This is a genomic window from Streptomyces sp. NBC_00250 (assembly GCF_036192275.1).
Taxonomy (GTDB): domain Bacteria; phylum Actinomycetota; class Actinomycetes; order Streptomycetales; family Streptomycetaceae; genus Streptomyces.
On sequence record NZ_CP108088.1, the window covers coordinates 542,771 to 569,033 of the forward strand.

23 protein-coding genes are annotated in these 26,263 nt (G+C 72.1%); 7 read left to right on the forward strand and 16 right to left on the reverse strand.

Going from position 1 to position 26,263, the window contains the following annotated elements:
- Positions 1-12 precede the first annotated feature (12 nt).
- From OG259_RS02445 to OG259_RS02455, 3 genes are all read right to left on the reverse strand, one after another.
- Positions 13-3,366 (reverse strand): outer membrane protein assembly factor BamB family protein, encoded by a 3,354-nt coding sequence (locus OG259_RS02445; protein ID WP_328940641.1) that lies wholly within the window; start codon positions 3,364-3,366, stop codon positions 13-15.
- Between the two features lie 194 nt (positions 3,367-3,560).
- Positions 3,561-4,442 (reverse strand): diacylglycerol/lipid kinase family protein, encoded by an 882-nt coding sequence (locus OG259_RS02450; RefSeq protein WP_328940642.1) that lies wholly within the window; start codon positions 4,440-4,442, stop codon positions 3,561-3,563.
- A 31-nt stretch (positions 4,443-4,473) separates the two neighbouring features.
- Positions 4,474-6,069, reverse strand: a complete 1,596-nt coding sequence (locus tag OG259_RS02455) for an FAD-binding oxidoreductase (protein WP_328940643.1) — start codon at positions 6,067-6,069, stop codon at positions 4,474-4,476.
- A 75-nt stretch (positions 6,070-6,144) separates the two neighbouring features.
- On the opposite strand from OG259_RS02455, the gene OG259_RS02460 reads away from it, so the two are divergent.
- From OG259_RS02460 to OG259_RS02470, 3 genes are all read left to right on the forward strand, one after another.
- The gene (locus OG259_RS02460) at positions 6,145-6,744 is read left to right on the forward strand and encodes a TetR/AcrR family transcriptional regulator (RefSeq protein ID WP_328940644.1); all 600 of its coding nucleotides are present in this window, start codon (positions 6,145-6,147) and stop codon (positions 6,742-6,744) included.
- A complete protein-coding gene (locus tag OG259_RS02465) occupies positions 6,741-8,318 on the forward strand; it encodes a glycerol-3-phosphate dehydrogenase/oxidase (RefSeq protein WP_328940645.1) in 1,578 nt (525 codons plus the stop codon). The genes OG259_RS02460 and OG259_RS02465 overlap by 4 nt, the downstream gene beginning before the upstream one ends.
- A gap of 84 nt (positions 8,319-8,402) precedes the next feature.
- Entirely contained in the window at positions 8,403-9,203 is an 801-nt protein-coding gene (locus OG259_RS02470; protein WP_328940646.1) for a TIGR01458 family HAD-type hydrolase, read from the forward strand.
- 57 nt (positions 9,204-9,260) lie between these two features.
- Here OG259_RS02470 and OG259_RS02475 read toward each other — a convergent pair whose 3' ends face one another.
- The gene (locus OG259_RS02475; protein ID WP_328940647.1) at positions 9,261-9,938 is read right to left on the reverse strand and encodes a flavodoxin family protein; all 678 of its coding nucleotides are present in this window, start codon (positions 9,936-9,938) and stop codon (positions 9,261-9,263) included.
- A 71-nt stretch (positions 9,939-10,009) separates the two neighbouring features.
- Between OG259_RS02475 and OG259_RS02480 the strand changes: the two genes are divergently transcribed.
- Positions 10,010-10,354, forward strand: a complete 345-nt coding sequence (locus OG259_RS02480; RefSeq protein ID WP_328940648.1) for a MerR family transcriptional regulator — start codon at positions 10,010-10,012, stop codon at positions 10,352-10,354.
- Positions 10,355-10,464: 110 nt separating this feature from the next.
- Positions 10,465-11,847 carry a glycosyl hydrolase gene (locus OG259_RS02485; RefSeq protein WP_328940649.1) on the forward strand — a complete coding sequence of 461 codons (1,383 nt, stop codon included), beginning with the start codon at positions 10,465-10,467 and terminating at the stop codon, positions 11,845-11,847.
- Between the two features lie 64 nt (positions 11,848-11,911).
- Here OG259_RS02485 and OG259_RS02490 read toward each other — a convergent pair whose 3' ends face one another.
- The 12 genes from OG259_RS02490 to OG259_RS02545 all read right to left on the reverse strand — a co-directional run bounded on the left by OG259_RS02490 (position 11,912) and on the right by OG259_RS02545 (position 23,828).
- The gene (locus OG259_RS02490; protein ID WP_328940650.1) at positions 11,912-13,510 is read right to left on the reverse strand and encodes an alpha/beta hydrolase; all 1,599 of its coding nucleotides are present in this window, start codon (positions 13,508-13,510) and stop codon (positions 11,912-11,914) included.
- Positions 13,511-13,690: 180 nt separating this feature from the next.
- Positions 13,691-14,701 carry an aromatic ring-hydroxylating dioxygenase subunit alpha gene (locus tag OG259_RS02495; protein ID WP_328940651.1) on the reverse strand — a complete coding sequence of 337 codons (1,011 nt, stop codon included), beginning with the start codon at positions 14,699-14,701 and terminating at the stop codon, positions 13,691-13,693.
- Between the two features lies 1 nt (position 14,702).
- A complete protein-coding gene (locus OG259_RS02500) occupies positions 14,703-14,927 on the reverse strand; it encodes a recombinase-like helix-turn-helix domain-containing protein (RefSeq protein ID WP_189831080.1) in 225 nt (74 codons plus the stop codon).
- Positions 14,928-14,956: 29 nt separating this feature from the next.
- On the reverse strand, positions 14,957-15,892 hold the full coding sequence (locus OG259_RS02505; RefSeq protein WP_328940652.1) for a PDR/VanB family oxidoreductase: 936 nt from the start codon (positions 15,890-15,892) through the stop codon (positions 14,957-14,959).
- Positions 15,893-15,948: 56 nt separating this feature from the next.
- Positions 15,949-17,583, reverse strand: coding sequence for a thiamine pyrophosphate-binding protein (locus tag OG259_RS02510; protein WP_328940653.1), 1,635 nt, complete (start codon positions 17,581-17,583; stop codon positions 15,949-15,951).
- A gap of 9 nt (positions 17,584-17,592) precedes the next feature.
- Positions 17,593-18,381, reverse strand: a complete 789-nt coding sequence (locus tag OG259_RS02515; RefSeq protein WP_328940654.1) for an SDR family oxidoreductase — start codon at positions 18,379-18,381, stop codon at positions 17,593-17,595.
- A 19-nt stretch (positions 18,382-18,400) separates the two neighbouring features.
- Positions 18,401-19,156, reverse strand: coding sequence for an SDR family oxidoreductase (locus OG259_RS02520; protein ID WP_328940655.1), 756 nt, complete (start codon positions 19,154-19,156; stop codon positions 18,401-18,403).
- The gene (locus tag OG259_RS02525; protein ID WP_266972260.1) at positions 19,149-19,670 is read right to left on the reverse strand and encodes a cupin domain-containing protein; all 522 of its coding nucleotides are present in this window, start codon (positions 19,668-19,670) and stop codon (positions 19,149-19,151) included. Before OG259_RS02525 ends, OG259_RS02520 begins: the two co-directional genes overlap by 8 nt.
- Before the next feature lie 12 nt (positions 19,671-19,682).
- A complete protein-coding gene (locus tag OG259_RS02530; RefSeq protein WP_328940656.1) occupies positions 19,683-20,489 on the reverse strand; it encodes an alpha/beta fold hydrolase in 807 nt (268 codons plus the stop codon).
- Positions 20,486-21,283, reverse strand: a complete 798-nt coding sequence (locus OG259_RS02535; protein ID WP_328940657.1) for an aspartate dehydrogenase domain-containing protein — start codon at positions 21,281-21,283, stop codon at positions 20,486-20,488. Before OG259_RS02535 ends, OG259_RS02530 begins: the two co-directional genes overlap by 4 nt.
- On the reverse strand, positions 21,280-22,224 hold the full coding sequence (locus OG259_RS02540; RefSeq protein WP_328940658.1) for a VOC family protein: 945 nt from the start codon (positions 22,222-22,224) through the stop codon (positions 21,280-21,282). Before OG259_RS02540 ends, OG259_RS02535 begins: the two co-directional genes overlap by 4 nt.
- Positions 22,225-22,343: 119 nt before the next feature.
- The gene (locus OG259_RS02545; protein WP_328940659.1) at positions 22,344-23,828 is read right to left on the reverse strand and encodes an aldehyde dehydrogenase; all 1,485 of its coding nucleotides are present in this window, start codon (positions 23,826-23,828) and stop codon (positions 22,344-22,346) included.
- A gap of 292 nt (positions 23,829-24,120) precedes the next feature.
- Between OG259_RS02545 and OG259_RS02550 the strand changes: the two genes are divergently transcribed.
- Both OG259_RS02550 and OG259_RS02555 read left to right on the forward strand, forming a co-directional pair.
- Positions 24,121-25,485 carry an MFS transporter gene (locus OG259_RS02550; protein WP_328940660.1) on the forward strand — a complete coding sequence of 455 codons (1,365 nt, stop codon included), beginning with the start codon at positions 24,121-24,123 and terminating at the stop codon, positions 25,483-25,485.
- A gap of 193 nt (positions 25,486-25,678) precedes the next feature.
- The gene (locus OG259_RS02555; protein ID WP_328940661.1) at positions 25,679-26,218 is read left to right on the forward strand and encodes a MarR family winged helix-turn-helix transcriptional regulator; all 540 of its coding nucleotides are present in this window, start codon (positions 25,679-25,681) and stop codon (positions 26,216-26,218) included.
- Positions 26,219-26,263 lie beyond the last annotated feature (45 nt).

A 26,263-nucleotide genomic window follows, 5' to 3' on the forward strand; every position in this document is an offset into this window, starting at 1 on the left:
GGTGCTTCCCCTCTACTTTCGGCGTGCGGCGAGCGCGTGGACCGTGCCGTCGTCCGTGAGGGCGAAGAGCCAGTCACCGCTGATGGAGAGGGCCGAGGCCACTCCGGCACCGAGGTTGTACGAGGCGGTCCGGCGGCCGGTGGCCCGGTCGAGGACGAGCAGGCGCCCGTCCCACGTCCCCAGGTACACGTGGTCCCTCGTCACCAGCGGATGCGTCGTCGGCGAGCCGTCGCCCGCCGAACAGCCCATGGCGACGCGCCACTTGTCGTCCAGCGGGCTCTCCCCCGCCAGGTATCCGGCACTGGTCTCCCAGACCGGCCTCGACGGGTCGGCGGAGCTGGTGTCGTAGGCGCGTACGACACCGTCCCTGCCCGCGACGTAGGCGGTGCTGCCCCATGCCGCGGGGCTGGTGAGCGGGGCGCGCCCCGGCTCGCAGGTGCTGCCGCCGCCGAGCTTGGACTCCCAGGCCACGGCTCCCGTCTTCGGGTCGTGGCCGCGGGTGCCGGAGGCCGTGAAGGTCACCAGTTGCGGCGTACCCGTGGCCGGGTCGGTCAGGACGGGCGAGGAGTGGCTGTCGATGTCACCCGCGGTGTCCTTGACCCAGAGCTGGGTGCAGGTCGCGAGGTCCATGGCGATGACGGTGTTGCTCGACATGGAGTGCAGGTACGCGGTGTTGGAGCCGGGCTCGCGGATCGCCGTGCTGTGGGCCTGTCCCCAGGAGAACGCGGCGCCGAAGCCGCCGGGCAGCAGGCCGCCGGTGTCGGCGTCCCGGCAGCGCACCGTGGAGGCGTCCTGGTAGACGGCGACCGAGCGGGAGTCCGCGCCCGCGAGGGTGAGGACGCTGACGGGTCCGCCCGCGCGGCCGTAGCGGCGCACGGTGTCCCCGTGGGTCTCCTCGCGGTCGATCGACTGCCAGGCGATGCGGCCGTTCGCCGCGTCCAGGGCGTAGATCCGGCCGACGCCGGTGGTCAGGTAGACCTTGCCGCCGTGGAGTGTCGGCGCCGACTCGGCGTCGCCGTCCAGGTACGTACGCCAGAGTTCGCGCCCGGAGGCGATGTCGTACGCGAGCATCATGCTGTACGGCGAGTCGAAGGCGCGGGAGGAGACGATGAGTCGGCCGTCCGCGATCACCGAGCCGTTGAGGTTGAACTGCTCGCCGGTGTGGCGGGCCCACCTGAGGTCGAGCTTCGTGCCCGGCGCGTCGCCGCTCGCGGACCGCCCGGCCTCGTCGCCGCCCTGTCGCAGCCAGTCCTGGCCGGTCCGGGGCCTGTCGAGTTCGGTGTCGCGTACGACCTGGAAGGTGGTCTTCACGACGGGGAACGTCACGCCCCGGGTGTCGTACGCGACCGACTCGGCGGTGTACATGCCGGGGCGGAGCCCGCGCAGTGTGCCGCTCGCCCGGGTCCAGGCGCCGCGCGCGTCGGGGCAGGGCTCGGGCTTGCCGCCGGGCTCGGTGTAGCAGTTCTCGATGCGGGGGCGGGAGGCGCCGTTGCCGAAGCGGACGGTTTCGCGCTCGACGGTGCGTCCACGACCGTCGCGGACGGTCAGCACCGCCTTGGCGGGGGTGCGGCCGTCGTCCTCCGCGTACGCCTCGACGGGTACTCCGGCCCGTTCGTCGTGGACGCTGCCGTCCGCGGGGCTGACGAGGGCGGCGTCGTCGTCGATGTCGAACTGGCGGTGGATGCCGGTCACATGGCCGGTGTCCTCGTTGCGGTGCGTGCGCGGGTCGTCCGTGATGCCGCTGAAGTCGAGGACCTTGTAGTCGGGGCGGGCGCCGTCGATGCCGTATGTGCCCTGGTTGTTGATCTCGACGGACCGTTTGAAGGCGCCACGCCGGAACTCGGCCTGCTGGTTGTGGCCCGCGGCGACCATCCGTACGTCGTACTTGGCGAGTTCGTCGATCGTCGGCTGCATGCCCGCGCCCGGGCCCCACTGGGTGAAGAGCGAGCGGTGGGCGAAGACGAAGACCTGCTTGCCGACGGCGTGCCGTGCGAGGTCCCGGCGCAGCCACTCCAGCTGCGGCTTGAGCCCGCCGGCGTCGTAGTTGTCCTCCAGAACGACGATGTGGCGGCCGTTGCGGTCGAAGCTGTACCACTCGGGCGCGAGGTTGCGGCGGTAGTACTCCAGGCTGCCGGCGTATCCCTTGGAGGTGGCCGTGCCGCCGAAGTCGTGGTTGCCCATCACCGGGTAGAAGGGGTGGCCGAGCCGGCCCTCTTCCAGGCCCTTGCTGAAGAGGTCGTAGCCGCCCTGGCGGCGCGGCTCGTCGGCGTAGTCGGTGACGGTGAGGTCCCCGGTGGCGATCTGCATCGTCGCGCCGTCGACCTCGGACATCGCCCGCACCTGGCCGGTCCACTGGGGCAGGGCGCAACGGGCTTCGTCGTCGTTGCGGTTGCCGACCTCCGTGTCGGAGTTCATCACCCACTTCTCGGTGGGGTTCGAGGCGTTCCGGTCGGGAACGAGCGCGAAGTCGACGCCCGTGCCACCGGTCTCGGGGATCTTGTGGAAGAACCGCGGGATCCAGTCCTTGCGCAGGGCGGGTGTGTAGCCGTCCGGCGAGACGATGCTGACGAGGTCGGTCTCGCGTCGCCCGGGGTCGACGTCGAGGCGGTACGCGCCGTCGGCGCCGGTCGTGGTCCATGCGGAGCCGTCGGTGACGTCGATGCCGGGCATGGGCCGCTCGCCCTTGTCCCGCTTGCCGTCGCCGTCGGTGTCCTTGAAGACGGTGCCCTCGACGGTGACGGTCGCGGCGGGGTCCGCGGCGTCGTCGGCGAACGCGGCCTGGGGCGCGAGGAAGGAGAGCGCGAGGGCGCCCACGGTCGCAGCCCTGATGCGGTGCGTCGTGCGGCGCAGCCGGAGGGCCGCGATCAGCAGGGCGGCGCCTGCCGCCGTACCGAGTGCGACGGTGAGCACGGTGGTCCACGGGAAGGACGGCAGGGGGTGGACACCGCGTGCGTCGACGAGCGGGGTGTCCGCGGTGGCGTCGGCGGCCGTGCCGTCGAACTCGACGACGACCTGGGTCAGTCCGCCCCGCTCGATGAGCGGGGTGAGGTCGAGCGCGTCGACGTGGCAGCTCCAGGCGAGCTCGACGACGATGCCGCCGGGCACGCCGCCGTTGTCGCCTGCCACGCCGGAGCCGGTGGCGGGGCAGCCGGCCCGGAGCAGTCCGGCCGCCCAGGCACCGGCCTGATCGACCGGCACCACGCCGTTGTGGACGACGAGGCGGCCGCTGGTGACGTCGTCCCGGGTCGCGACCACGAGTTCGGCGTGTTCGCGCGAGACGTGCGCGAAGGCGGGCTGGGCGCCGATGCCCAGCACGAGGGACAGCAGCGCGAGCGCAAGCCCGGCTGCCGTGCGTATGGGTTTCATGAATGTGGAGGCTAGGCATCCGCTGTCCGGATACCGGTCGGTACCAGTCCGATTTCACCATGCTGTGCGCAAGAGTTCAGCATCGGCGATCACATTCGTACGGAAGTGCACAAGCTCCTGGTCAGGTGCCCGGAGGGGGCGTGGTTCCCTCCGGGCACCCGGTCCACAGGGCCCGGGGGCCTGCGGACGTCTTGTCAGGCCAGGACGTTCAGAGCGGCGGGCCGCACCCTGAGGGTCACCGGCAGGACGGCGTCGACCTCCCCGTCCGCGCCGTACGGGAGGGGGCGGTCCGCTTCGATGCGGACCTCCTTGCCTCGCAGGATCTCGACCTCGGGCCGATTCACGTGCACGCCCGTCTTCAGCTCGTTCATCATCGCGAAGAAGAGGTGCTTCGGCGCCTTCTTGATGACCACGACGTCGAGCAGCCCGTCGTCGATCCGCGCGCCCGGCGCGACCTTTCTCCCGAAGCCGTAGAAGCCCGAGTTCGCCACGACCACGGTGTAGCCGGTGCGCTCGTGCCTCACCCCGTCGATCGTGACGCGGTACGCGGCGGGCTTCCAGGCGAGGACCGCCCGCAGCCCGCCCGCGTAGTACGACGCCGCGCCGCGCAGCACCCGGGAGGCGTTGGCGTGGCGGTTGGCCACCGCGTCGACGCCCGCGTACACGCTTCCCAGGACGCAGGTCCGCGCGTGCACGGCGGACTCCACCTCGATCGTGTCGACGGCCCGCGGCTCGCTGTGCAGCAGTACCTCGACGAGCCGTTCGGGGTCGGTGGGAAGGCCGAGGGCGCGGGCGAAGTCGTTGCCGCGGCCCGCCGGGACCAGGCCGAAGACCGTGTCCGTGCCGCTGAGCGCACCGCCGACGCAGCCGGCCATCCCGTCACCGCCGACGGCGAGCACGACGTGCCCCTGTGCTCCGGCCTCCTGGGCGAGCTCTCGTGCGTGCTCCAGGCTGCGGCTGTAGACGGTGTCGAGCCGTGCACCCGCCTCCCGCAGCAGACGGGCCAGCGGGAGCAGGCCCGCCGTGCCGCTGGAACCCCCTGCGGTGGGGTTGACGACGGCGGTGAACTGTCGCATGGATCTGGCCTCCGGCCGGCAGAAGTCGGGTTCAGCGGATGGGGATGAGGACTCCGGGGCTGAGCACACCGGAGGGGTCGACCTCGGCCTTGACGGCCTGCAGCATACGGATGCCGAGGGGGCCGATCTCGCGGGCGTACCAGTCGCGGTGGTCGGTGCCGACGCCGTGGTGGTGGCTGATGGTGCCGCCCGCGGCCAGGATCGCGTCGTTGGCCGCTCGCTTCACCGGTTCCCAGTGCGACACGGCGTCCTCGCCCTGCGCGGAGACGACGGTGAAGTACAGGGAGGCGCCGTTCTCGTACGTGTGCGAGATGTGGCACATGACGAGCGGCGGCGTGCCGGCCTCGGTGAGGGTGCTCGTCAGCGCGTCCCTCACCGCCGTGTAGAGGCCGGGGATCGCGGACCAGAAGGCCGCCGTCTCCAGCGTCTCGGCGAACGCGCCGGCGTCGAGCAGCGCGTCACGCAGATAGGGCGCGTTGTACCGGCCGTGCTCCCACCGGTCGCCCGGCTCCTCACCGATGTACTCGCCGTCGCAGGCGAGCAGGACCTCGCGGGCGACGGCGCGGCGGGCCATCGTCTCCTCCTCGGTGCCCTCATAGCCGACGATGGCCATGCAGCCCGGGTTCTGCGGGAGCTCGGCGCTGCCGATGGCGTCCGGCTGCGCGAGACCGATGAAGGTCTCCGACTCGTCCGACAGGCGCAGCACCGTGGGCCGCGGGCCGTCCTGGGCGAGTCGGCGCAGTGCCGCCGTGCCCGCCTCGAAGGAGGCGAAGCGCCAGCCCTCGTAGCTCCGCGTCGCGGGGAGCGGGCGGATGCGCACGGTCACCGCCGTGATCACTCCGAGGGCGCCCTCGGAGCCGAGGATCAGCTGGCGCAGGTCGGGGCCGGCCGCCGAGCGCGGGGCCCGGCCGGTCTCCAGAGTGCCTTCGGGGGTGGCGACCGTCAGGCCGAGGACCATCTCGTCGAAGCGGCCGTACCCGGCCGATGCCTGGCCGCTGGAGCGGGCCGCGGCGAAGCCGCCGACGGTCGCCCACTCGAAGGACTGCGGGAAGTGTCCGAGGGTCCAGCCCCGCTCGTTGAGCAGGGCCTCGCACTGCGGGCCGCGCAGACCGGGCTGCAGGGTCGCGGTACGGGACACCTCGTCGACGGTGAGCAGCTGGTCGAGCCGCCGCAGGTCGAGCGCGACGAAGGGCCGCTTCGTGGTGGGCGCGAGGCCGCCGACGACGGAGGTGCCGCCACCGAAGGGCACGGCGGCGACGCCGTGGTCGGCGCAGGCGCGGAGCACGGCGAGGACCTCGTCGTGGGTACCCGGGAGCACGACCGCGGCGGGGATGTCGTCGACCTCGCCGGCGCGGATGCGCAGCAGGTCGGGGGTCGACTTTCCGCGCGTGTGCCGGATGCGGCTCTCGGCGTCTTCCCGCAGGCCGTCGGGCCCGCCGACGGCGGTGCGCAGCGCGGTGCGGGCCTCGTCGGTCAGCGCCGGGGCGGGCGGTTCGATGTCGGTGAGGGCGGACGGGCCGCTCTCCCGCGGGGTGACGCCGAGCAGGTCACGCAGCAGGCCGGTGACCGAGTCGGGCAGGGGTGCCGCCTTGGCCGGGTCGCCCCAACCGCTCCACAACATGTCCACTTCGAAAGGGTTCCTAACGGTCTGTTTCACGGATGGCGCTGCCACTGGGCCGACGCTGGCATTACACTGTGACAGATGACGCCCATTCGTCACAACCATGAAGACGCAGATCCCGTGCTGGACGCCGCACGCGACTGCGTGCTCGCCGTCGGCGTACGGCGAACCACCCTCACCGACATCGCCCGGCGCGCGGGCGTGTCCCGGATGACGATCTACCGGCGCTGGCCCGACGTGCGCAGCCTCGTGGGTGACCTGATGACCCGTGAGTGGATCGCGGTCGCCGCCGGCGCCATGCCGCCGTCCGACGACGACCGGCCCGAGCGGGAGCGGATCGTCGAGGGGCTCGTCGCGGGAGCCGCGGCGTTCCGGGCCCACCCGCTCTTCCACAAGATCCTCGACGTCGACCCCGAGCTGCTGCTGCCGTACATCCTCGACCGCCGCGGCGCCAGCCAGGACGCCCTGCTGGGGCTCCTCCACTCGGCGCTGGAGGAGGGCCACGAGGACGGCTCCGTACGCCGCATCCGGGCGGACCTGCAGGCCCGGTCCCTGCTGCTCGTCGTCCAGTCCTTCACGCTCTCGCTGCGCACCATGACCGACGAAACCGATCCCGAACTGAGCGAAGCCGCCTTCCTCGACGAGCTGCGCATCCTGCTGGAGAGGACCATCGCCCCATGAACCCCACGAGCAGCCCCGCCCTGCCCGGCTCCTCGCTCAACGCCCGGCGGCGCCTGCGCGAACTGGCCCGACTCGCCGACGGTGACGCCGACAGCGTGGTCGACGTCCTGGTCGTCGGGCTCGGTGCCACCGGAGCCGGAGCCGCGCTCGACGCGGCCACCCGCGGGCTCACCGTCGCCGCGATCGACGCCCACGACCTCGCCTTCGGTACGTCCCGCTGGAGCTCCAAGCTGATCCACGGCGGACTGCGCTACCTCGCCTCCGGACAGCTCGACGTCGCCCACGAGAGCGCGGTCGAGCGGGGCATCCTCATGGAGCGCACCGCTCCCCACCTCGTACGCGCCCAGCCCTTCGTCCTCCCCCTGACCCCGCTCGTCAGCCGCGGCCAGGCCGCCCTGGCCCGTGCCGGATTCCTCGCGGGCGACCTGCTGCGCGTCGGCGCCCGCACCTCGCGCGGGACGCTGCCCCAGCCGCGCACACTGTCCGCCGTCGAGACCCGCCATCTCGCCCCGGCCCTCCGACCCACCGGACTGCGCGGCGGACTGCTCTCCTGGGACGGCAAGCTCTCCGACGACGCCCGCCTGGTGACCGCGATCGCCCGCACGGCGGCCGCCTACGGCGCCCGCGTCCTCACCCGCACCCGGGCCCTGGAACTCCACCGCGACGGTGCGCTGGTCCGCGACGAGACCACCGGCGAGGAGCTGCGGATCCGCGCGCGCACGGTCATCAACGCGGCCGGCGTCTGGGCGGGCGGCCTCGTCGACGACGTACGGCTGCGGCCTTCGCGCGGCACCCATCTGGTCCTGCGCTCCGAGAACCTCGGCCGGCTCTCGGCGGGCCTGCACATCCCGATCCCCGGCGAGACGAACCGCTTCGTGCTGGTGCTGCCCCAGGGCGACGGACGCGTGTACGTCGGCCTCACCGACGAACCCGTCGACGGTGACATCCCCGACGTGCCCGAGGTCCCCGAGACCGACATCGGCTTCCTCCTCGACGTCCTCGGCTCCGCACTCGACGTCACCGTCCACCGCGCCGACGTGGTCGGGGCCTTCGCGGGCCTGCGGCCCCTGCTCGACACCCGGGACGCGGCGGGCCGCACGGCCGACATCTCGCGCAAGCACGCCGTGCTCACCTCTCCCTCCGGCGTCGTCACCGTCGTCGGTGGCAAGCTGACCACGTACCGCCGCATGGCCCAGGACGCCGTCGACGCCGTCGTGACCGCCGGCGGTCTGACCGCCGGCCCGTGCCGTACCGCCTCCCTCCCCCTCGTCGGCGCCGCCCGGCCCCAGGTCCTCGCCGGGCTCGACGTCCCGGCCCGCCTCGTGCACCGCTACGGCTCCGAGGCACCCGCCGTGCACGCGCTCGGTGTCGAAGACCCGGCCCTCGCCCGTCCCGTCGTCCCCGGCCACCCCGTCACGGGCGCCGAGCTGGTGTGGGCCGTCCGCCACGAAGGCGCCCTCGACACCTCCGACCTCCTCGACCGTCGCACCCGGATCGGCCTGGTCCCCGAGGACCGCGCCTCAGCCGAGGAAGCGGCCCTGGACGCCCTCGCCCGGACCGCCCAGGTGCGATGACATGGAGTGTCGTCGACACAGGTGAGGCGCGGGTGACGGGTGGGTGAGGCGCGGGGGCCCGGCACCACGGCTACCGTCGGCTCCATGGAACGAATCCGAGCGGCCCTGGTCGACATCGACGGCGTCCTCACCGTCTCCTGGAAGGCCCTTCCGGGAGCGGTCTCGGCCATGGAGCAGCTGCGGGGCGCGGGACTCCGCGTCGCGCTGGTCACCAACAACACATCCCGCACCAGGGCCGCCATCGCCGCACGCCTGGCCGACCTCGGCTTTCCCGTCGACGCGGGAGACGTTCTGACCGCCCCGGCGGCCACGGCGGCGTACCTTCGCGAGCACTTTCCCGGCGCGCGCTGCCTGCTGCTCAACAGCGGTGACGTTCGGGAGGACCTGACGGGCGTCACGCTCGTCGCGGAGGGGGACGCCGATGTCGTCGTGCTCGGTGGCGCCGGGGCCGAGTTCGGCTACGCGGCCCTCAATCGGGTCTTCCGGCAACTGCAGCGCGGGGCCCGGCTGGTGTCGATGCACCGCAATCTGTACTGGCGCACCGAGGGCGGCCTCGACCTGGACACCGGGGCCTTCCTCGAAGGGCTCGAGAAGGCCGCCCGCACCCGGGCGGAGGTGACGGGCAAGCCCGATCCCGCGTTCTTCGCGAGCGCCCTCGCCCATCTCGGCACCGACGCGTCGGAGGCGCTGATGATCGGCGACGACATCGAGTCCGACGTGCTGGCCGCCCAACGGTCCGGCATCACCGGTGTACTGGTGAGGACGGGCAAGTACCTCCCCGAGACGCACCGCGCCGCCTCCGGCACGCCCGACCACGTCATCGACTCCTTCGCCGACCTTCCCGCCCTGCTCGCCGCGGAGGGCGGCGGGACTCCTGAGCGCTGACGGATCCCGGCCGACGCGCGGGTGTCTGACTCCGCCCGGGTGTCGGCCTCCGCGCGCTCAGACCACCGAGCCGACAGCCTCCACCGATCGCTCCGCGTGCTCCTCGCGCTTCTCGGGCTTCTCGGCCCTGTCGTGCCTCTCGTGCGGGAACAGCGCGAGCGGGGTCTCTCCCTCGAAGTACGTCCTCGCCCGGGCCAGCGCCCGCTCGTCGCCGCGCACCTGACCCGGCCGGGAACCGTTCCCGAGCAGGACCCCGCCGAAGCGCATCCGCAGGTACGCCGCGGTGTTGTTGAGGGTGGTCACCATGCCCTCGGTGACCGCCTCGTCCTCGTCCGCCATGGCCGTCACCGCCCACAGCGTCCGACCCGTCATCCGCTTCTTGAAGTCCAGGCCGGGAACGCCGAGCCAGCCCGACCAGTAGTCGAGGTAGCGCTTGGTGTGGGCGGAGAGGGTGTACCAGTACAGCGGCGAGGCGATCACGATGTCGGTGGCCTCCAGGGTGGCCTCCCTCAGCGTCCGCTCGGCCTCCGAGACCGGCCAGTCGCCGTCCTCGTGGCGTCCGTCCTGGAAGTCCGGCAACACCAGTCCGTTCAGGTCGATCCACCGCTGCGGGATGTCGGCGGGCAATGCCTCGGCCGCGGCCCTGGCGAGTATCTCGGTGTTGCCGTCGGCGCGCGAGCTGCCCAGTACGAACAGGAAGGAGCGGTCCGCCGGACGCGGGGAATGATTCGTCATGGCTCGACGCTAACCGTTGACACTGATGTCAAGGTCAAACGATCCCGGACGGGGCGGAAGGCGGGGCACGCATGCTGATCGGGGAGTTGTCCCGGCGCACCGGGGTGAGCACCCGGCTGCTGCGCTACTACGAGGCGCAGGGGCTGCTGGAGGCCCGGCGCGGCCCGAACGGCTATCGCGCGTACGACGAGGAGGCCGTGGCCACCGTCCGCAAGGTGCGGGCCCTGCTGGCCGGCGGGCTGTCCACCGAGGTGATCCGGGTCGTCCTGCCCTGCACCGGGGAGGACGGGACGGCGTTCGACTGGTGCGCTGACATCCGGGATCTGATGCGGCGTGAACTGGCCGCCACCGACGCCCGTATCGACGATCTCCACCGCCGTCGCACCACCCTCGCCGGCTACTTGGAAGGCTCGTGACCTCACGTCGGGTCCGGCGGGGCGGGCTGCTCCGGGCGCCCCCACCTCCGGTGACGGCCGCTGGATAGCATCACTGACTCATCGTTTCTTCTGTCCTGGAGGACCTGGTCATGCGCAGGCGCACGTTCGTCACCGCTCTCGGCGCCGCGGTCGCGGCCGGCGGCCTGCCGGTCGCCACCGCGGGGAGCGCGGCCGCCGCGCCGCTCATCACGCCCACGCTGACGGGCCGGGACCCGGCCGCCTCGCTCAACGCCCGTGCGGTGTACGCGCATCTGGTGAAGCTGGAGAACGACGCGCGCTCCGGGAACCGGCCGATGACGGTGATGGGCCAGCACATCGAGGGCCAGCAGGAGCTGTACAACGCCTCCTACGGCGACACGGGCGGCACCACGCACGTCGGCTACTACTATAAGAAGGCCCGTGACATCACCGGCAAGCTCCCCGGCTTCCTGGAGATCGACCTCGGGCCGGGATACGGCGCGGCCGACGGCTGGGGGGCGTACGGGGACCGCTCGTACAACCGGCCGCTCGGGCTGCCGACGGGCCGGCGGCAGTGGCAGTACGTGGACGATGTCGTCGACGTCGCGACGGGTGTGTGGAAGGGGCTGCCGCGCGCGGCGGACGGCACGTACAACCCGGCCGGTGTGATGGTCCGTTCCGACGGCGGGAGCGCGACGCTCGCGAACGGCGGGGCGGCGGCGGGAATCGTCGGGCTGAGCTTCCACCAGCCCTACCCCGGTTCGCCGTTGAAGGACTGGAGCCGGGTGCTGACGCAGGTCCGGGGTGAGCACCCGGGCGGCAGCAGCGGCAATCCGGTCGCGACCCTCACGACCGACCAGGCGTGGTTCGACCGGGTCGTCGACTGGGAGTCCAACACGCCCGAGTACCGGGCCCTCCTGACGGACCTCGGCTTCCTCGCCGCCTCGTTGTCGTACTTCGCCGCGTACGACATTCCCGTCCTGCTGCGGCCGTACCACGAGATGAACGGCGGCTGGTTCTGGTGGGGAGGCAGGACCCCGGCCAGTTACCAGAAGCTGTGGCGGATCACGTACGACTACCTGGTGAAGACGAAGGGCCTGCACAACCTGATCTTCGTGTGGTCGCCGAACGCCTGGCACCCGCAGGGCGACGACGTGCCGTGGAACCACTATCCGGGGGCCGATGTGGTCGACGTCGTCGGCGTCGACGACTACGACCCCTCATCCGCCGTTTCCAATCTCACGCACACGTACTACACGGGGCTCGTCGACTACGCGAAGCCGCGGATGCTCGCGGAGACCTTCAACATGCCGATCACGGCCTCGGGCCGCAACGCGCTGACCCGCAGCCCGTGGGTGATCTGGAACGTCTGGGGCTCCGGCACGACCAGGACGGACATCAACAGCAACGCCGATGTGAAGGCGACGTACTACGCCGCCGACCAGGTCCACACGGGCGGTTCGGGGACCGGTCTCGGCCAGAACTTCGACTGGGGTTCGCTCCACGCGCACTGAGGGGTACGGCAGTGGGGCCCTCGTGGATCGAGGGCCCCACTTCACGGACGGACGGCCGTGTCGGTCAGGAGCGGTCCTGCCGCACCGGGAGACCCGGAGGTGTCGGCAGCGGGAGGTCCAGACGGTTCTGCGCCTGGGCCGGCGTGGCCCGGCAGGTCACGTCCGCGGCCGGCAGCCTGCCCGTCGTCAGATAGGCGGTGGCGGTCTTGTCGGCGCAGGACTTGGAACCGTAGATGCCGTGGCCCTGGCCGCCGAGGACGGTGACCATCCGGGAACCCTTCATGGCCCGGCGCAGCCCCTGGCCGCTGACCAACGGTGTCTGGGAGTCCCACTCGTTCTGGAGGACGAGCGCTCCGACGGTGTTGTTCACCTGGGTGGCGGGCTCGGACCCGTTCTTCCAGAACGCGCACGGCATGATGTTCGACGCGAAGTCGCCGTACAGCGGGTACCTGGCCTTGTCGCGGATCGCGTCGCGGCGGTACTGCTCCGGGTCGCGCGGCCACGAGCGGGTGTCGGCGCACGCCACGGCCCAGAAGGCCGCGTCGGAGTTGTCCGAGGGGACGGCGCGGGCGAAGGACGGCGGTACAGGACGGGGCGACTCGCTCCGCCTGGACGCCGCCGGGGCAGGAGTCCCCGCGGCGGCCTTCTTGAGCTCGGCGATCGCCTCGGCGGCGCCCTTCACGTCGAAGAACACGGCCCGGCCGGCCCGGATGTCGTCGCCGGTCAGGAGCGTGCCCTGGAAGTCGATCGGCTTGCGGTCCGCCTGGGCGACCAGGTCCCAGTAGGTCTTCCCGACCTCGGCCGGGGTGTCGCCGAGCCCGTACGTCGTGTGCCGCTCGGCGGTCCACTCGCTCCAGTGCTTGAACGCCGGCTCCGCGCCCTCCGCCCACACCTGGATCATGCCGCGCCAGATCCGCTGCGGGTCGACCGCGCTGTCCAGCACGAACCGGTCGGACCGCTTCGGGAACATCTGCGTGTAGACGGCGCCCAGGTACGTTCCGTAGGAGTACCCCAGGTACGAGATCTTCTTCTCGCCGAGTACGGCGCGGATGACGTCCATGTCCCGTGCGGTGTTGCGCGTGGTGAGGTGGGGCAGGACGTCACCGCCCTTCGCCCGGCACTTGTCGGCCACGGTCCGCGCCCACCGGACGTCCTTGTCGAACGTCGCGGCCTTGTACGGGCGCTGCCAGTTCCGCTCGTCGTCGTTCAGACCGCAGCTCACGGGAGAGCTCTGGCCGACGCCCCGGGGGTCGAAGCCGATCAGGTCGTACTGCTCCTTCACCGCCGTCGGCAGCTCCGAGGCCATGTACAGGGGCATGTCGAGGCCCGGGCCGCCCGGGCCGCCCGGGTTGAGCAGCAGGACTCCGCGCCGCTTCTGGGGGCTGGTCGCCTTGATCCGGGACACGGCGACGTCGAGCGTCCTGCCGCTCGGCCGGGTGTAGTCGAGCGGCACCTTGAGCGTCGCGCACTGGTAGTTCGCCGGTGTCTCGGCCGCGCAGCGCTTCCAGCGCGGCGGCTGCTGGATGTACAGCCTCAGGGGATCGGCGGAGACCGTCCGTCGGGGTGCCGGGGTGGCCGCGGATGCGACAGCGGGCGTGAGGGCGGGCACGAGCGTCGCGACCGCGCTGATGGCCACGAGGGGTGCTATTCGTCTGCTTCGCACAGTGAGTCAGGTCCTTGCGGGAGGCGGAAGATCCGTCTCATGCACCCTTGCTCAGCGTGCAGTTGTGCGAATCCCTCCGCCGGTCGCGATCGCCTCCGACCACAGGAGGAGCGCGCCCCGAGGAATGGTTCCCGAGGCGGAGAACGTGACCCCCGGTTTTCCCGTCCGGCCTCGGCGACGTCAGGCCGACGACTGGGCCTCGGCCTCCGCGCGGTACAGCCGGCGGAGCCGTACCACTCCCAGGTCGTGCTGGTACAGGTTCTCCCGCTGGTCGGCGTCGGCGGGCATGGCCTCCAGCATCACGCGGTCCTGCTCCAGGACCTCCCAATGGCGCTTCTCGATGAGCGTCTTGTAGAGGAAGCGCCAGGAGTCGCGCTGCCAGTCCTCGACCCGGCGGTAGCGCCAGAAGAAGACTCCGGAGCGGTGCTCGTCGACGGGGCAGACCATGCCCACGATCCCGAACGGTCCGCCCGGTCCTGCGGACGGCGGGTACGGAATGGACAGGTCGACCCAGTCGACGCCGGTGCGGCACAGCTCGACCCAGTCGAAGTTGACGCCCCGCTGGTCGGTCTTCTCGAAGAAGTAGCCGCGGTCGGTCTCCCGGATGCGGAACTTGGCGGTCGTGTCGCCGGCGAACATGGTGTGCGACTCGTGGTGGAGGAAGGCCCCGTGCATGGGGTCGAGCAGGTTCTCCACGGCGTACCGCCAGGGCACGTCCCACTCGGCGTAGCAGAGGAACGCGTCGGCGGCGGGGTCCGTCAGCGGGTCGGGGAGCGTCAGTTCGGCCGGCTCGGGGTGTTCCTCGTCGCCGAACCAGGCGAGGATCGCGCCGCCGACCTCGCGTACGGGCAGCGAGGTGACCAGCTTCTTGCCCTCCAGGTTGCAGCCGGGCAGGCCCGGCACCGAGGTCACCGTGCCGTCGGCGCCGACCTCGACGCCGTGGTACCAGCAGGCGACCCGGTCGCCGAGGTGCCTGCCCAGCGACAGGGGCGCTCCGCGGTGCGGGCAGCGGTCGGCGAGCATGGAGAGGGCTCCGTCGGAGCGGCGGAAGAGCAGCCACTGCTCGCCGAGCGCGGTCACCTTGCGCATGGCGCCGGGGGCGACGAAGCGCGAGGGGACGACGGGGTGCCACTGGTTGCGCAGACCGGTGGCGTAGATGCGGTCCGCGGTGGTGAAGGACGTCAGCGTCATGTCAGGCTCCCAGGCGGTTCATCTCGGCGCGGAAGGACTCCTCGGTCCAGGGCGCGCCGTCGGCGGTGTGCACCTTGCGGGCGTTGAGTCCGCGCACCACGTCGGTCAGTTCGTGGCCCTCGTGGGTGAAGACCTCTTCGAGGGTGGCGGCGAGCTTGTACTCGTACGGGGTGGGCTCGTGCGTACGGGACTGGTGGACGTCCAGGTACGGCCAGGTGTCGGTCACGGTGTCTCCTGAGAAGGCGGGGGAAGGGGTCACAGATCGAGGACGAGCCGGCCCGAGGCGCACCGCGAGACGCAGATCATCATGGTGGCGCCGGCGGTCCGCTCCGCATCGCTGAGCAGGAAGTCGCGGTGGTCGGGCGTGCCGTCGAGCACCCGGGTCTCGCAGGATCCGCAGATGCCGTCGCGGCAGGAGCTTTCGACACCGATTCCCGCGCTCTCCGCGGCTTCGAGGATCGAGGTGTTCGCGTCGACCCGGAGCGTCAGGCCCGAGGTGCGGCACTCGACCTCGAACTCCTCGTCGTCTCCGGCGCGTTCCACGGTGGGTGCGGCGAACCGCTCCAGGCGCAGTCGGCCTTCCGGGGCACGCTCCTCCACTGCCGCGAGGAGGGGCTCGGGCCCGCACGAGTACACCAGGGCGCCGTCGGGCAGCCGGGTCAGCACCGCGTCCAGGTCGATGTGGCCCAGCTCGTCCTGCGGGACGAGCGTCACCTCACCTCCGAGCAGGGCGAGTTCGGAGGTGAAGGCCATCGAGGCTCGGCTCCGGCCGCCGTAGACCATGCGCCACTCGACGCCCCGGCGGGCGGCCTCGCGGGCCATCGCGAGGAGGGGCGTGATCCCGATGCCGCCGGCGACGAAGACGTACGAGCCGGCGTCCTCCAGGGCGAAGTGGTTGCGCGGTGCGGAGACCGTGACGGACTGGCCGGGACGCAACTTCGTGTGCACGTGGCGCGAACCGCCGCGCGAGGAAGGTTCGTTGAGGACGCCGATCCGGTACGCGCCCTGGTCGTGCGGGTCGCCGCACAGGCTGTACTGGCGGATCTGGCCGCCGACGTGCACGTCGATGTGGGCGCCGGGCGTCCAGGCGGGCAGGGGTTTGCCGTCGGGGTGGGTGAGCTCGACGGACAGTACGCCCTCGGCCTCCCATGTCATGCGGTGGACGATCAGGTGCAGTGGGTTCTCGCTCATGGCCTGGTGCCTCCTTACCGGCGGTCGGGCAGTGCGGGGTGCGGGACGGGACCGGGTTACCTGACCGGGATCCGCACGGGTGGGGTGAACGGGTTCTTCATCGGGCCGAGGGCCGCGAGGTCGACCTCGACGAGCGTCGGCCCGTCCGAGGCGACGGCCTCGGCGATGACCGGTGCCGCGTGTTCCTCGGCGGCGATCCGCAGGTACGGCAGGCCGCAGGCGCGGGCGAGGAGTTCGAAGTCGGGTGTCACCAGGTCGACTCCGGAGCGCCGCTCGCTGTGGCGGTCCTGCATGTTGCGCAGCACGCCGTATCCGCCGTCGTTGAAGACGATCAAGGTGAGGCGGGGCCGCTCCTGGGCGAGGGTGAGCAGTTCTCCGAGGTGGACGGCGAGCCCGCCGTCACCGGCCATGACGACGGTGGGTGCGTCGGGCCGCGCGAGCGCCGCACCGATGCCCATGCCGAGGCCCTGGCCGATGCCGCCGCCGCGCGGGAAGACGTTGTCCCGGGGGTCGTACATCTCAAGGAGGCGGTTGCCCCAGCTGCTGGAGGGGATGGTGACGTCGCGGGCGACGACGGCTTCACGGGGCAGCGCGGCGCGGATCGCGTCGCAGATCGCGGCCTGCGGGCCGATGTTGTCGTGCAGGGTCGCCCGTACGTCGGCGCGGGCGGCGCGGACTCGTTCGCACCAGCCGTCCTCGGCGGGTGCGGCGTGCCTGATCAGGGCCGTCAGGGTGGGCGCGGCGTCGCCGTGCAGGGGGTGCGTGACCGGGTAGACGCGGCCGAGCGCCGCCGCGTCGAGGTCGATCTGGATGTGCGCCGGGGGCAGTTCCAGGGTGTAGTCGGCGGTCTCGTTGGAGCGGAAGTGGGTGCCGATGGTGACGAGCACGTCCGCGTCGGCGAGGAGGCCGCGGACGGCCGGGGTGGTGGCGAAGTTGCCGATGACCTGCTCGTGGTCCTCGGGCACCGTGCCGCGCCCGGAGTTGGAGGTGAGCAGTCCCGCTCCGGTCGCCTCCAGGAGCCGGGCGAGTTCGCCGCGGGCTCCGGTCGCGCCGCCGCCGGCCCAGACGAGCGGTCGGCGGGCGGAGGCCAGAAGCGCGCCGGCGGCAGTGAGTTCGCCGTCCGTGGGGGCGGGCACGGCGGGGTATTCGGGGGCGACGGGGCCGTCGGTCTGGGGCGCGTACTGGAGGTCGATGGGCCATTCCACGCTGGCCGGTCCGCCGGTGCCGCCGGGCCCGCCGAGCGCGGCGCGCGCCGCCTCGCGCAGGATCTGGCCGGCCCTCTCGGTGTCCGGCACGGTCGCGGCGTGGGCCGACACGGCGCTGAGCATGCCGAGCTGGTCCTTGGTCTCGTGGATGAACCCGCGTCCGCTGCCGAGGAATTCGCTCTCGATCTGGCCGGTGACGTGCAGGACGGAGCTGCCTGCGCTCAGCGACTCGATGAGCGATCCGGCGGCGTTGCCGGCGCCGGTTCCCGTGGAGGTCAGGGCGCAGCCCAGGGAGCCGCGGGCCCGTCCGTAGGCGTCGGCGGCGTTCACGGCCGATGCCTCGTGGCGTACGGGGACGAAGCGGAGTTCGCGGTCGACGGCTTCGACGAGCGGCAGGTTGTGCACGCTGACGATGCCGAAGACGGTGTCGATGCCCAGTTCGCGCAGGACGGCGACGAGGAGATCGCCTCCGTTGTCGTATCGCATGGTGTCTCCTCAGAGGATGGAGCGGCCGACGCCGCCGCAGACGTCGATGCTGGTGCCGGTGATGTACGAGGCGCGGGGCGAGAGGAGGGTGACGACCGCGTACGCGACCTCGTCGGCCCGGCCGAGCCGGCCGAGGGCGACGCCCCGGTCGGCGGCGAGTTCCGCCTGCCAGTCCTCGTAGCTCGTGCCGGTGGCGGCCGCGGCGTGGCGGCGGGTCCACTGGCCGGTGTCGATGAGGCCCAGGCACACGGAGTTGACCCGGATGCCGTCGCCGGCCAGTTCGACCGACAGGGACTTGGAGAGGTTGAGGATGCCGGCGCGGGCGGCGCTGGTGGTGATGAGCCGGGGCTCGGGCTGCTTGGCGAGGACCGCGTTGATGTTGACGATGCTCGCCGCGCCGGAGCGGGCGAGGAACGGGCGGGCGGCACGCAGGGGGTTCAGCACCCCGGCGAACTTGAGCTCCAGTTCGTCGCGCCAGTCCTCGGCGGTCGAGTCGTCGAGGCCCTTCATGCGGGACTGTCCGGCGTTGTTGACGAGTCCGTCGACGCCGCCGAAGGTGTCGGCGGCGCGTCGTACGAAGCCGTCCACGGCGTCGGCGTCCCGGACGTCGCAGACGCCGGTGAACAGGCGGTCGCGTCCGGCGCCGAGCCGGGCGGCCGCCTTGGCGAGGCGGTCGGCGTCACGGCCGCAGGTGGCGACACGGGCGCCTTCGTCGAGCAGGGCGCGGACCGTGGCCAGGCCGACGCCCGAGCTGCCGCCGGTGACCACGATGGTGCGGTCGGCGAGGCCCAGATCCATAACGGGGTTCTCCTGCTTGTCAGTTCATGGTGAATCCGCCGTTGACGGCGATCACCTGTCCGGTCAGATAGCGGGACTCCTCGCCGAGCAGATAGGAGACGATCCCGGTGAGGTCGTCGGGCTGCTGCGGCCGGGAGACGGCCCGGTTCAGGCGGTAGAGGTCGTGCCGCTCGGCGGGCACGGTCTCGGTCGCCTCGCATTCGGTGAGTCCGGGGGCGACCGCGTTGACGGTGATCCCCTTGTCGCCGAGTTCGCGCGCCATGGCCCGGGTGAGGGCGATGACCGCTCCCTTGGAGGCGATGTAGTGAGCGAGGCGCGGGGAGCCGTAGAGGGCGGCGTCCGAGGCGATGTTGACGATCCGGCCCGGCTCCGCGAAGAGCGGGTGGAGGGCCTTGGAGACCAGCCAGGGGCCGCGGGCGTTGACCGTCATCAGCCGGTCCCACACCTCGATGTCGATGTCCTGGAACTCCTTGCCGCCCACGCCGTTGGCGAGCGCCGCGTTGTTCACCAGGCCGTACAGCGGGCCGAGCTCCCGCACGGCGGCCGCGAGCGCGGCCACCGATTCCGGGTCGGCGACGTCGCACCGCACGAAGTGGGCGTCGATGCCCTCCGCGCGCAGTTCCGCCGCCGCGTGTTCGCCCCGCTCCCGCTCCAGTTCGGCGAGGACGACCCGGAAGCCGTCCTCGCCCGCCCGGCGGGCCATGGCCAGTCCCAGGCCACGGCCCGCTCCGGTGACGACGACGGTGCGTGCGTCGGCAGGGGGCAGGTCAGCCACGGGTGACGCCGTGCATCGGCGAGTACTCGGGGTAGGTCGGGACCTGCGGCTTCTGCGTGCCGATGACGACGCAGAAGAGGGCGTCGGTGTCCCCCTCGTTCTTCAGGGAGCGGGTCACGCCGGCCGGGACGACGATCATGTCGCGGTAGCCGAGGGTCCGGTACTCGACCTCGTCGGGGCCTCGGTGGATGCCGACCTTGACCTCGCCCTCCAGGACGAAGAAGGCCTCTTCGACGTCGTGGTGGGTGTGGGCCGGGCCCTCGGCGCCGGGCGGAAGCAGCATGTTGGAGAAGGTGAAGCCGCCGGACGGGATGATGCGGCTGTCGCCCTCGTGGTTGCCGGTGGCGCCGGAGCCGACGTAGCGGATCTGGCCGCGGCGGTACTGCGGGCCGGCCTTCTCCTGGAAGGAGAGGGTGTCGAAGTCGGCGACCCGGGAGGCCTTGGTGGCGATGAGGGAGTCGGTGTACGCGGCGAGGTCGTCGCCGTTGTCGTACGCGGTGGTGGTCAGAGGCATGGGAGACAGCTCCTATTCGGGGATGCGTGCGGTGATGCGGAGGTGGGAGAGGACCCAGGCGTTGAAGCGTCCGGGCTGCTCCTGGTTGGCCAGGTGACCGGCGTCCTTGACGATCACGAAGGCGGTCTTGTGGAGGGCCCCGGCGATGGCCTGACTCGCCTCGACGCCGGTGACCTCGTCCTGGTCGCCGCAGAGGACGAGCGAGGGCGCGGTGACCGTGGGCAGTTCGGCGCGCAGGTCGGCCGAGGCCATGGACTCGGCGGCGTACCCGTAGCCCGGGAGCCGTACCGAGGCCGCCATGGTGTCGACGATCCGGCGGACCAGTCCGGCCGGCGCGCCGGGTGACACCAGGCGTGGTCCGCGGGCCTCGGCGAAGGCGCGCGGGCCGAGTTCGGCGAGCTCGGTGGCGCGGGCCCGCATGCCCGCCGCCTTCGTCTCGTCCGTCCCCGAGCCGGGGCTGGAGTCGGCGACGATCACCGAGGCGACGAGGTCCGGGTGGCGGGAGGCGAGCCGCAGGGCGATCACACCGCCCCAGGAGACGCCGAGCACATGGGCGCTGCCGCCGCGCTCCCGGATCAATCGGGCCGCCGTGTCCGCGAAGTCGTCGAGGGTGAGGGCGACTTCGGGGTCGGGCGACCGGGCGTAGCCGGGGGCGTCCCAGGCGACGACCCGGGCGTACGCGGAGAGTTCGGCGAGCTGCGGGGCGAAGGCGGCCGAAGAGGAGCCGATGCCGTGGAGGCAGAGGAGCAGCGGGCCGTGGTCGCCGGCTTCCTCGACGTGGACGTCCGTGGACGCCGGGGCGAGGAGGTCGGTGTTCACAGGATCTGCCCCGTCCGACCGGCCAGCGCGGCAAGACCGCGCAGCACGGCGTACGGCACCACCTGGCTGGTCGCCGGGTTGCCCGGGTCGGGCAGGTGCGCGACCTCGAAGCGGTACGCCCCGTGCGCGCCGGACGCCTCGATCAGATGGCGCGTGTGGTGTGCCGCGGGGTCGGCGACGACCCGGACCCGCACAGCGTCCAGGTCGCCGACGGCCAGCGCGACCGAGGCGGCCACGTTCGTCGATTTGGGGAACTTCGCCGGGACCTCGCGGGCGGTGCCGGTCATGACCTCGACCGGGCCGGTCGCCGTCCGCATCCGGGCGAGCAACTCCTCGTCCATCCAGGGCTGTTCGAGGGTCGAAGGCAGTTTGGTGGTGGTCAGCCGGACCTCGTCCAGGGGCCCGAGCGAGCGGGCGGCCTGGAGCAGGTCGAGTCCGCCGACGGCGCCGCCGGTGAAGTACACCCGGCCGGGTCCCGCCGCGAGCAGCCGCTTCGCGAGCTCCTCGTCGGTCATCGCGCCGCTGGAGGCGATGAGCAGGTCGGTGCCGGAGGCGAGCACGCGCTCCCCCCATTCCCGTACGACTCCCTGGCCGGCGGCCTCCACGATCAGGTCGCAGAGCTCCAGCGCCTCCTCGAAGGGGACCTGGGGGGCGGGCGCCGCGTCACCGAGCGGACGGTTGTCGACGACGCACACCAGCTCGGCGCCGTCCACCTGCCCGTCGGCGAGGGCGGTGCCGACGATCCTGCCGATCGCGCCCCAGCCGACGACTCCGACCTTGCGTGCGGTGCTCATGCGTTGTCCTTCCTGGCGTCGACGGGGGCGAGCGGGCCGGGGTCCGGCGTGCCCGCCATGTGGCAGCGGATCTCCTTCGACGGCGGACCCGCCGTCCCCCACAGGTCGGAGAGCTCCGGGACCCGTCGCCACACGCGGGCGATCCAGGCGTCCTCGACGATCTGGGCGACCTCGGAGGTGTACTCGCAGACGAGCCCGGACGGGTCGGTGAAGTAGGAGAAGGTGTTGTTTCCGGGGCCGTGGCGGCCGGGTCCCCACTGGGGGGTGATGCCGTGGTGGCGGAGCCGGCCGAGTCCGCGCATGAAGTGGTCGACCGAGCTCATCTCGTACGCGACGTGGTTGAGCGAGGTCCATTCGGCCTGGTTGAAGGCGATGCAGTGGTGGTCGGCGTTGCAGCGCAGGAAGGCCATCTGGTGCTCGGACCAGTCGGAGACGCGCAGTCCCAGCACCTCGCGGTAGAAGGCGACGGCGGCGTCGATGTCGACGGTGTTGAGCACGGCGTGGGTGACGCCGACGGGCACGGCGCCGTCCCGTCCACGCGGGACGACCGCCTCGACGTGGGCGCTGATCTCGACGAGGCGCCCTTCGGGGTCGGCGAACCGCAGCCCGTATCCGCCGCCCGCCTGGTCGAGCGGGCCGGGGCCGAAGACGGGCACGATGCCGCGTGCTTCGAGGCGCCGGGCGGCCTCGTCGACCTCGGCGGGGGTGGCGACGGCGAAGGCGAGCCGGCCGAGGCCCACGCGCTCGCGTTCGGTCAGGTGCAGGACGTGGTGTTCGTCGCCGGTGCCGCGCAGCCACCGCGCGCCGTTGTCTGACTCGACGGTCTCCAGCCCCCAGACCTCCTCGTAGAAGTCGGCGGCCTCGGTGAAGGCGGGCGTGTGCAGCTCGACGTAGCGCAGGGAGCGGAGCCGGGCGATCGGGCCGGGCGGTGAGGGTTGCATGGGTCTCTCCAGTCGGGCGGGCGTGCCCGGACGGTTGGCTCGGGGGCCCGGACGGTTGGCCGGGGGCCGGACGGTTGGCCGGGGGCGTGCCCGGACGGTTGGCTCGGGGGCGTGCCGGGTCAGCCGGCCCAGGGAAGCGGGGCGTCGGAGGTGCCCCAGTACAGGGACTTCTGTCGCTGGTAGGCGCGGATCGCGTCCCGGCCCTTCTCCGTGCCGAGGCCGCTGTCCTTCCATCCGCTGAACGGGGTGGCGGCGCTGAACTGCTTGTACGTGTTGATCCAGACGGTGCCCGCCTCGATCCGGCGGGCGATCCGCCAGGCGGCGCGCAGGTCACGGGTCCAGATGCCGCAGGCGAGGCCGTAGACGGAGTCGTTGGCCTGGCGGACGAGGTCGTCCTCGTCGTCGTAGGGCAGGGCGACGAGGACCGGGCCGAAGATCTCCTCCCGGCAGGTGCGGGAGGTGTTGGCGAGGCCGTCGAGGACGGTCGGGAGGTAGTAGGCGCCGTCCTGGTAGCGCTCCCCCGTGGGCGCCGACCCGCCGCACAGCACGCGTGCGTCTTCGGAGCGGGCGAGGTCGACGTAGGCGGCGACGGAGTCGCGGTGGCGGTGGTGCACCAGCGGGCCGACCTGGGTGGAGGGGTCGGTGCCGGGGCCGACGCGCAGCTTGCGGACCCGCTCCACGAGCTCGCCGACGAAGGTGTCGTAGATCTCGCGTGCCACGAAGAGCCGCGAGCCGGCGATGCAGGACTGGCCGCTGGACGAGAAGATCCCGAACAGCACCCCGGCCAACGCCTGCTCGATGTCGGCGTCGGCGCGCACGATGGTCGGCGACTTGCCGCCGAGCTCCAGCGAGGCGGGGACGAGCTTCTCGCCGGCGATCGCGGCGATGGACCGGCCCGTCTCGGTGCCCCCGGTGAATCCGATCCGGGCGACGAGGGGGTGGCGCACGAGGGCGTCGCCGACGATCCGGCCGCTGCCGGGCAGGACCGAGAGGAGGGCGGTCGGCAGGCCGAACTCGTCGAGTGCCCGGGTGATCAGCCGCCCGAGGGCGAGGGAGACCAGGGGGGTCCAGGCGGCGGGCTTGAGGAGGACGGCGTTGCCCGCGGCGAGTGCGGGGGCGATCTTCTGGGCGTCACTGGCGACCGGGGAGTTCCAGGGGTTGATCGCGCCGACCACGCCGATCGGTTCGTGGACGCTCATGGTGACGTACGGGCCGCGGGACGGCGTGAGCGTGTCCTCGGCCGTCTCCAGGGAGGCGGCCATGTACCGGAAGGTGCCCGCCGCGCTGAGTGCGAGGGCCCTGGTCTCGGTGAGGGTCTTGCCGGTGTCGGCGGTCTGTATCGCGGCGAGCTCGGGGGCGGCCTCTTCGGTCAGCTCGGCGATCCGGTACAGGAGGCGAGCGCGCTCATGGGCGAGCAGGTCCCGCCAGGCGGGGTCCGCGACCGCCTTCGCCGCGGCCTCGGCCGCCTCGCCGACCTCGGCGGCGGAGGCGGAGTGGACGGTGGCCAGGACGCGCCCGGTCGCCGGATCGACGGTGTCGACGGGCTCGCCCGCACCGCGTCGCCACTGGCCCGCGATCAGGATGTCGGTGGGAAGGAGCGGCACGGGTGGACCTCCGGGCAGGGGCGGAAGGGGAGTTGGCTCCGGGCACGGACGGAGTCCGGCGCGATCCCGAGATCGGAATCGTCGAAGCACTAGAAATCTAAGCGCTTAACTATTTCTCGACAAGACCCCGAGTCGAGATCGTTGCCGAATCGGCCTTGAGCACGCCCTTCGTGAAGCCGATGATGACTACCGGGCCCGCGAGACAGAGATCTCTAGGCGCTTAACCATTGACCGCTTAGATAAGGACCCCTACTGTCTCGGCAACTCCCCTGCCCGCGGAAGGACCCCCTCCATGACGACTGTGGCCGGTAAGCAAGCCCTCGGCTCCGTAGCCGCGCGACTTGAACGGCTTCCGCACTCCCGGTGGCACGTCAAAGTCCGGTTCCTGATCGGCGCCGTCACCTTCTTCGAGGCGTTCGACCAGCTCCTCGCCGCGTCCGCGCTGCCCGTCCTGATGAAGGAGTGGCACCTCACCACCGGCCAGGCCACCCTCGCCGTGACCGCCGCCTCCATCGGGATGCTGCTCGGCGCCCTGGCGGCCGGCTGGCTCGGCGACCGGATCGGCCGCGTCCGCACCGTCGCCCTGGGCGTCGGCATCACCGGCCTCGCCAGCCTCGCCGTCGCGTTCTCCGGCAGCATCGAGACCTTCTCGCTCTTCCGGTTCGTCCAGGGCCTCGGCATCGGCGGGGTCGTACCCGTCGCCGCCACGTACATCAACGAGATCGCCCGCTCCGACAAGCGCGGCCGGTTCGTCCTGCTGTACGAGATGATCTTCCCGGCCGGCCTCGCGGCGGCCACCTTGGTGGCCGTCTGGGTGGTGCCCCACTTCGGCTGGCGCGCGATGTTCGTCATCGGCACGGTCCCGGTACTGCTCGCCGCGGTGCTCCCCCGCCAGGTCGCCGAGTCCCCGCGCTGGCTGCTGTCCCGCGGACGCGTCCGGGAGGCGGAGGAGGTCATCGCGCGCATCGAGGCGGAGGTCGCACGCTCCACCTCCGAGGCGCTGCCCGCCCCCGCCGCGGACCTGCCCGACGAGCCGGCCGGCGGCCGCCTGGGCGATCTGTTCCGGGGACGCTACCTCCGGCGGACCGTGGTCGTGTCCGGTCTGTGGTTCGTCGCCTACTACGTCAACCACGGCATCTCCACCTGGCTGCCCTCGCTCTACACGAAGACCTTCGGCCTGGACCTCACCACCGCCCTCGTCTACAGCCTGCTCAGCAATGTGACCGGTCTGCTCGGCACCCTCGTCGTCGCCCTCCTGATCGACCGCGTCGGCCGCAGGCCAGCCCTGGTGGGCGCGCTCGTCGGCACCGTGCTCTCGCTCGGCGTGCTCGCCCTGGCGGGCGCGACCTCCGGCGGCCAGGTGGCGGTCTTCGCCTCCTGTACGACCTTCTTCCTCTACGCGATCAACGCGGGGCTCTACCTGTACTCCCCCGAGCTCTACCCCACCTCCAACCGGGCCAGGGGCGCGTCGTTCGGCGGTGTGTGGAACCGCCTGGGCGTCATCCTCGGCCCCATCACCGTCGGCGCGATCATCGGCGCGGGCGGCAGCCTGTCCCTGGTCTTCGCACAGCTCGCGGTCGTGGCGGTCGTCGGTGCGGCGATCGCCTGCTTCGCCGTCGAGACCAAGGGCAGGACGCTGGAGGAGCTCAACGCCTGAGCCGGCCGGCAAGGCGCGGGGGCCCCGGACTGCACGGGCGCCCGGAACGGAGAGCGGGGCGCCCTGCGCAGAGCGGGCGCCCCATGGAGAGCGGGCGCCCGGCACACAGCGGGCGCCCGCGCGTTTTCACCTCAGGACTAAGATTCTCAGTGCTGTGAGAAGTCGGGGGACGAGGCAGGACGAGGGGAAGAGCATGGCTGGATCGAGGCCGTCGGACCATGACGCCGTCGCGCGCGTGATCGAGGACTGGGCGCGGGAGAGGCCCGAGCTGGACACCAGCCCGCTGGAGGTCCTCGCCCGCCTCCACCGCTCCTACCTGCGCTACAACACCCGGCTCACCGCTTCGATCGAACGCCACGGCCTGTCCGTGGCCGGCTTCGACGTCCTCACGGCGCTGCGGCGGGCGGGACACCCCCACCGGCTCACCGCCGGGCAGCTCGCCGACTCGGGCCTGGTGTCGTCCGCGGGGGTGACGCTGCGGATCGACCGCCTGGAGAAGGACGGCCTCATCGTCCGGGAACGGGACGACGACGACCGCAGGGTCGTGTACTCCCGCCTCACCGACAAGGGCCTCGCGACGGTGGACGTGGTGTTCGCCGAGCACCTCGACAACGAGCAGCGGATGCTCGGCGGGCTCTCCCCCTCCGAACGCCGTCAGCTCGCCCGACTGCTGCGCAAGCTGGAGGTGTCGATCGTCGCCTCCGACGAGGAGCCGACCGACACCACGGCGTAGGAGGACGGGCCGACCGGGAACCTCCGATCGGGTCGCACGCCGGGG

What these genes read in the sequence shown, in the direction of transcription:
- OG259_RS02540 (WP_328940658.1), bottom strand. Translation starts at nt 22,224, where the DNA reads ATGCAACCCTCACCGCCCGGCCCGATCGCCCGGCTCCGCTCCCTGCGC.
- OG259_RS02465 (WP_328940645.1), top strand. Translation starts at nt 6,741, where the DNA reads ATGAACCCCACGAGCAGCCCCGCCCTGCCCGGCTCCTCGCTCAACGCC.
- OG259_RS02450 (WP_328940642.1), bottom strand. Translation starts at nt 4,442, where the DNA reads ATGCGACAGTTCACCGCCGTCGTCAACCCCACCGCAGGGGGTTCCAGC.
- OG259_RS02485 (WP_328940649.1), top strand. Translation starts at nt 10,465, where the DNA reads ATGCGCAGGCGCACGTTCGTCACCGCTCTCGGCGCCGCGGTCGCGGCC.
- OG259_RS02555 (WP_328940661.1), top strand. Translation starts at nt 25,679, where the DNA reads ATGGCTGGATCGAGGCCGTCGGACCATGACGCCGTCGCGCGCGTGATC.
- OG259_RS02495 (WP_328940651.1), bottom strand. Translation starts at nt 14,701, where the DNA reads ATGACGCTGACGTCCTTCACCACCGCGGACCGCATCTACGCCACCGGT.
- OG259_RS02505 (WP_328940652.1), bottom strand. Translation starts at nt 15,892, where the DNA reads ATGAGCGAGAACCCACTGCACCTGATCGTCCACCGCATGACATGGGAG.
- OG259_RS02510 (WP_328940653.1), bottom strand. Translation starts at nt 17,583, where the DNA reads ATGCGATACGACAACGGAGGCGATCTCCTCGTCGCCGTCCTGCGCGAA.
- OG259_RS02475 (WP_328940647.1), bottom strand. Translation starts at nt 9,938, where the DNA reads ATGACGAATCATTCCCCGCGTCCGGCGGACCGCTCCTTCCTGTTCGTA.
- OG259_RS02550 (WP_328940660.1), top strand. Translation starts at nt 24,121, where the DNA reads ATGACGACTGTGGCCGGTAAGCAAGCCCTCGGCTCCGTAGCCGCGCGA.
- OG259_RS02445 (WP_328940641.1), bottom strand. Translation starts at nt 3,366, where the DNA reads ATGAAACCCATACGCACGGCAGCCGGGCTTGCGCTCGCGCTGCTGTCC.
- OG259_RS02460 (WP_328940644.1), top strand. Translation starts at nt 6,145, where the DNA reads ATGACGCCCATTCGTCACAACCATGAAGACGCAGATCCCGTGCTGGAC.
- OG259_RS02535 (WP_328940657.1), bottom strand. Translation starts at nt 21,283, where the DNA reads ATGAGCACCGCACGCAAGGTCGGAGTCGTCGGCTGGGGCGCGATCGGC.
- OG259_RS02470 (WP_328940646.1), top strand. Translation starts at nt 8,403, where the DNA reads ATGGAACGAATCCGAGCGGCCCTGGTCGACATCGACGGCGTCCTCACC.
- OG259_RS02480 (WP_328940648.1), top strand. Translation starts at nt 10,010, where the DNA reads ATGCTGATCGGGGAGTTGTCCCGGCGCACCGGGGTGAGCACCCGGCTG.
- OG259_RS02525 (WP_266972260.1), bottom strand. Translation starts at nt 19,670, where the DNA reads ATGCCTCTGACCACCACCGCGTACGACAACGGCGACGACCTCGCCGCG.
- OG259_RS02515 (WP_328940654.1), bottom strand. Translation starts at nt 18,381, where the DNA reads ATGGATCTGGGCCTCGCCGACCGCACCATCGTGGTCACCGGCGGCAGC.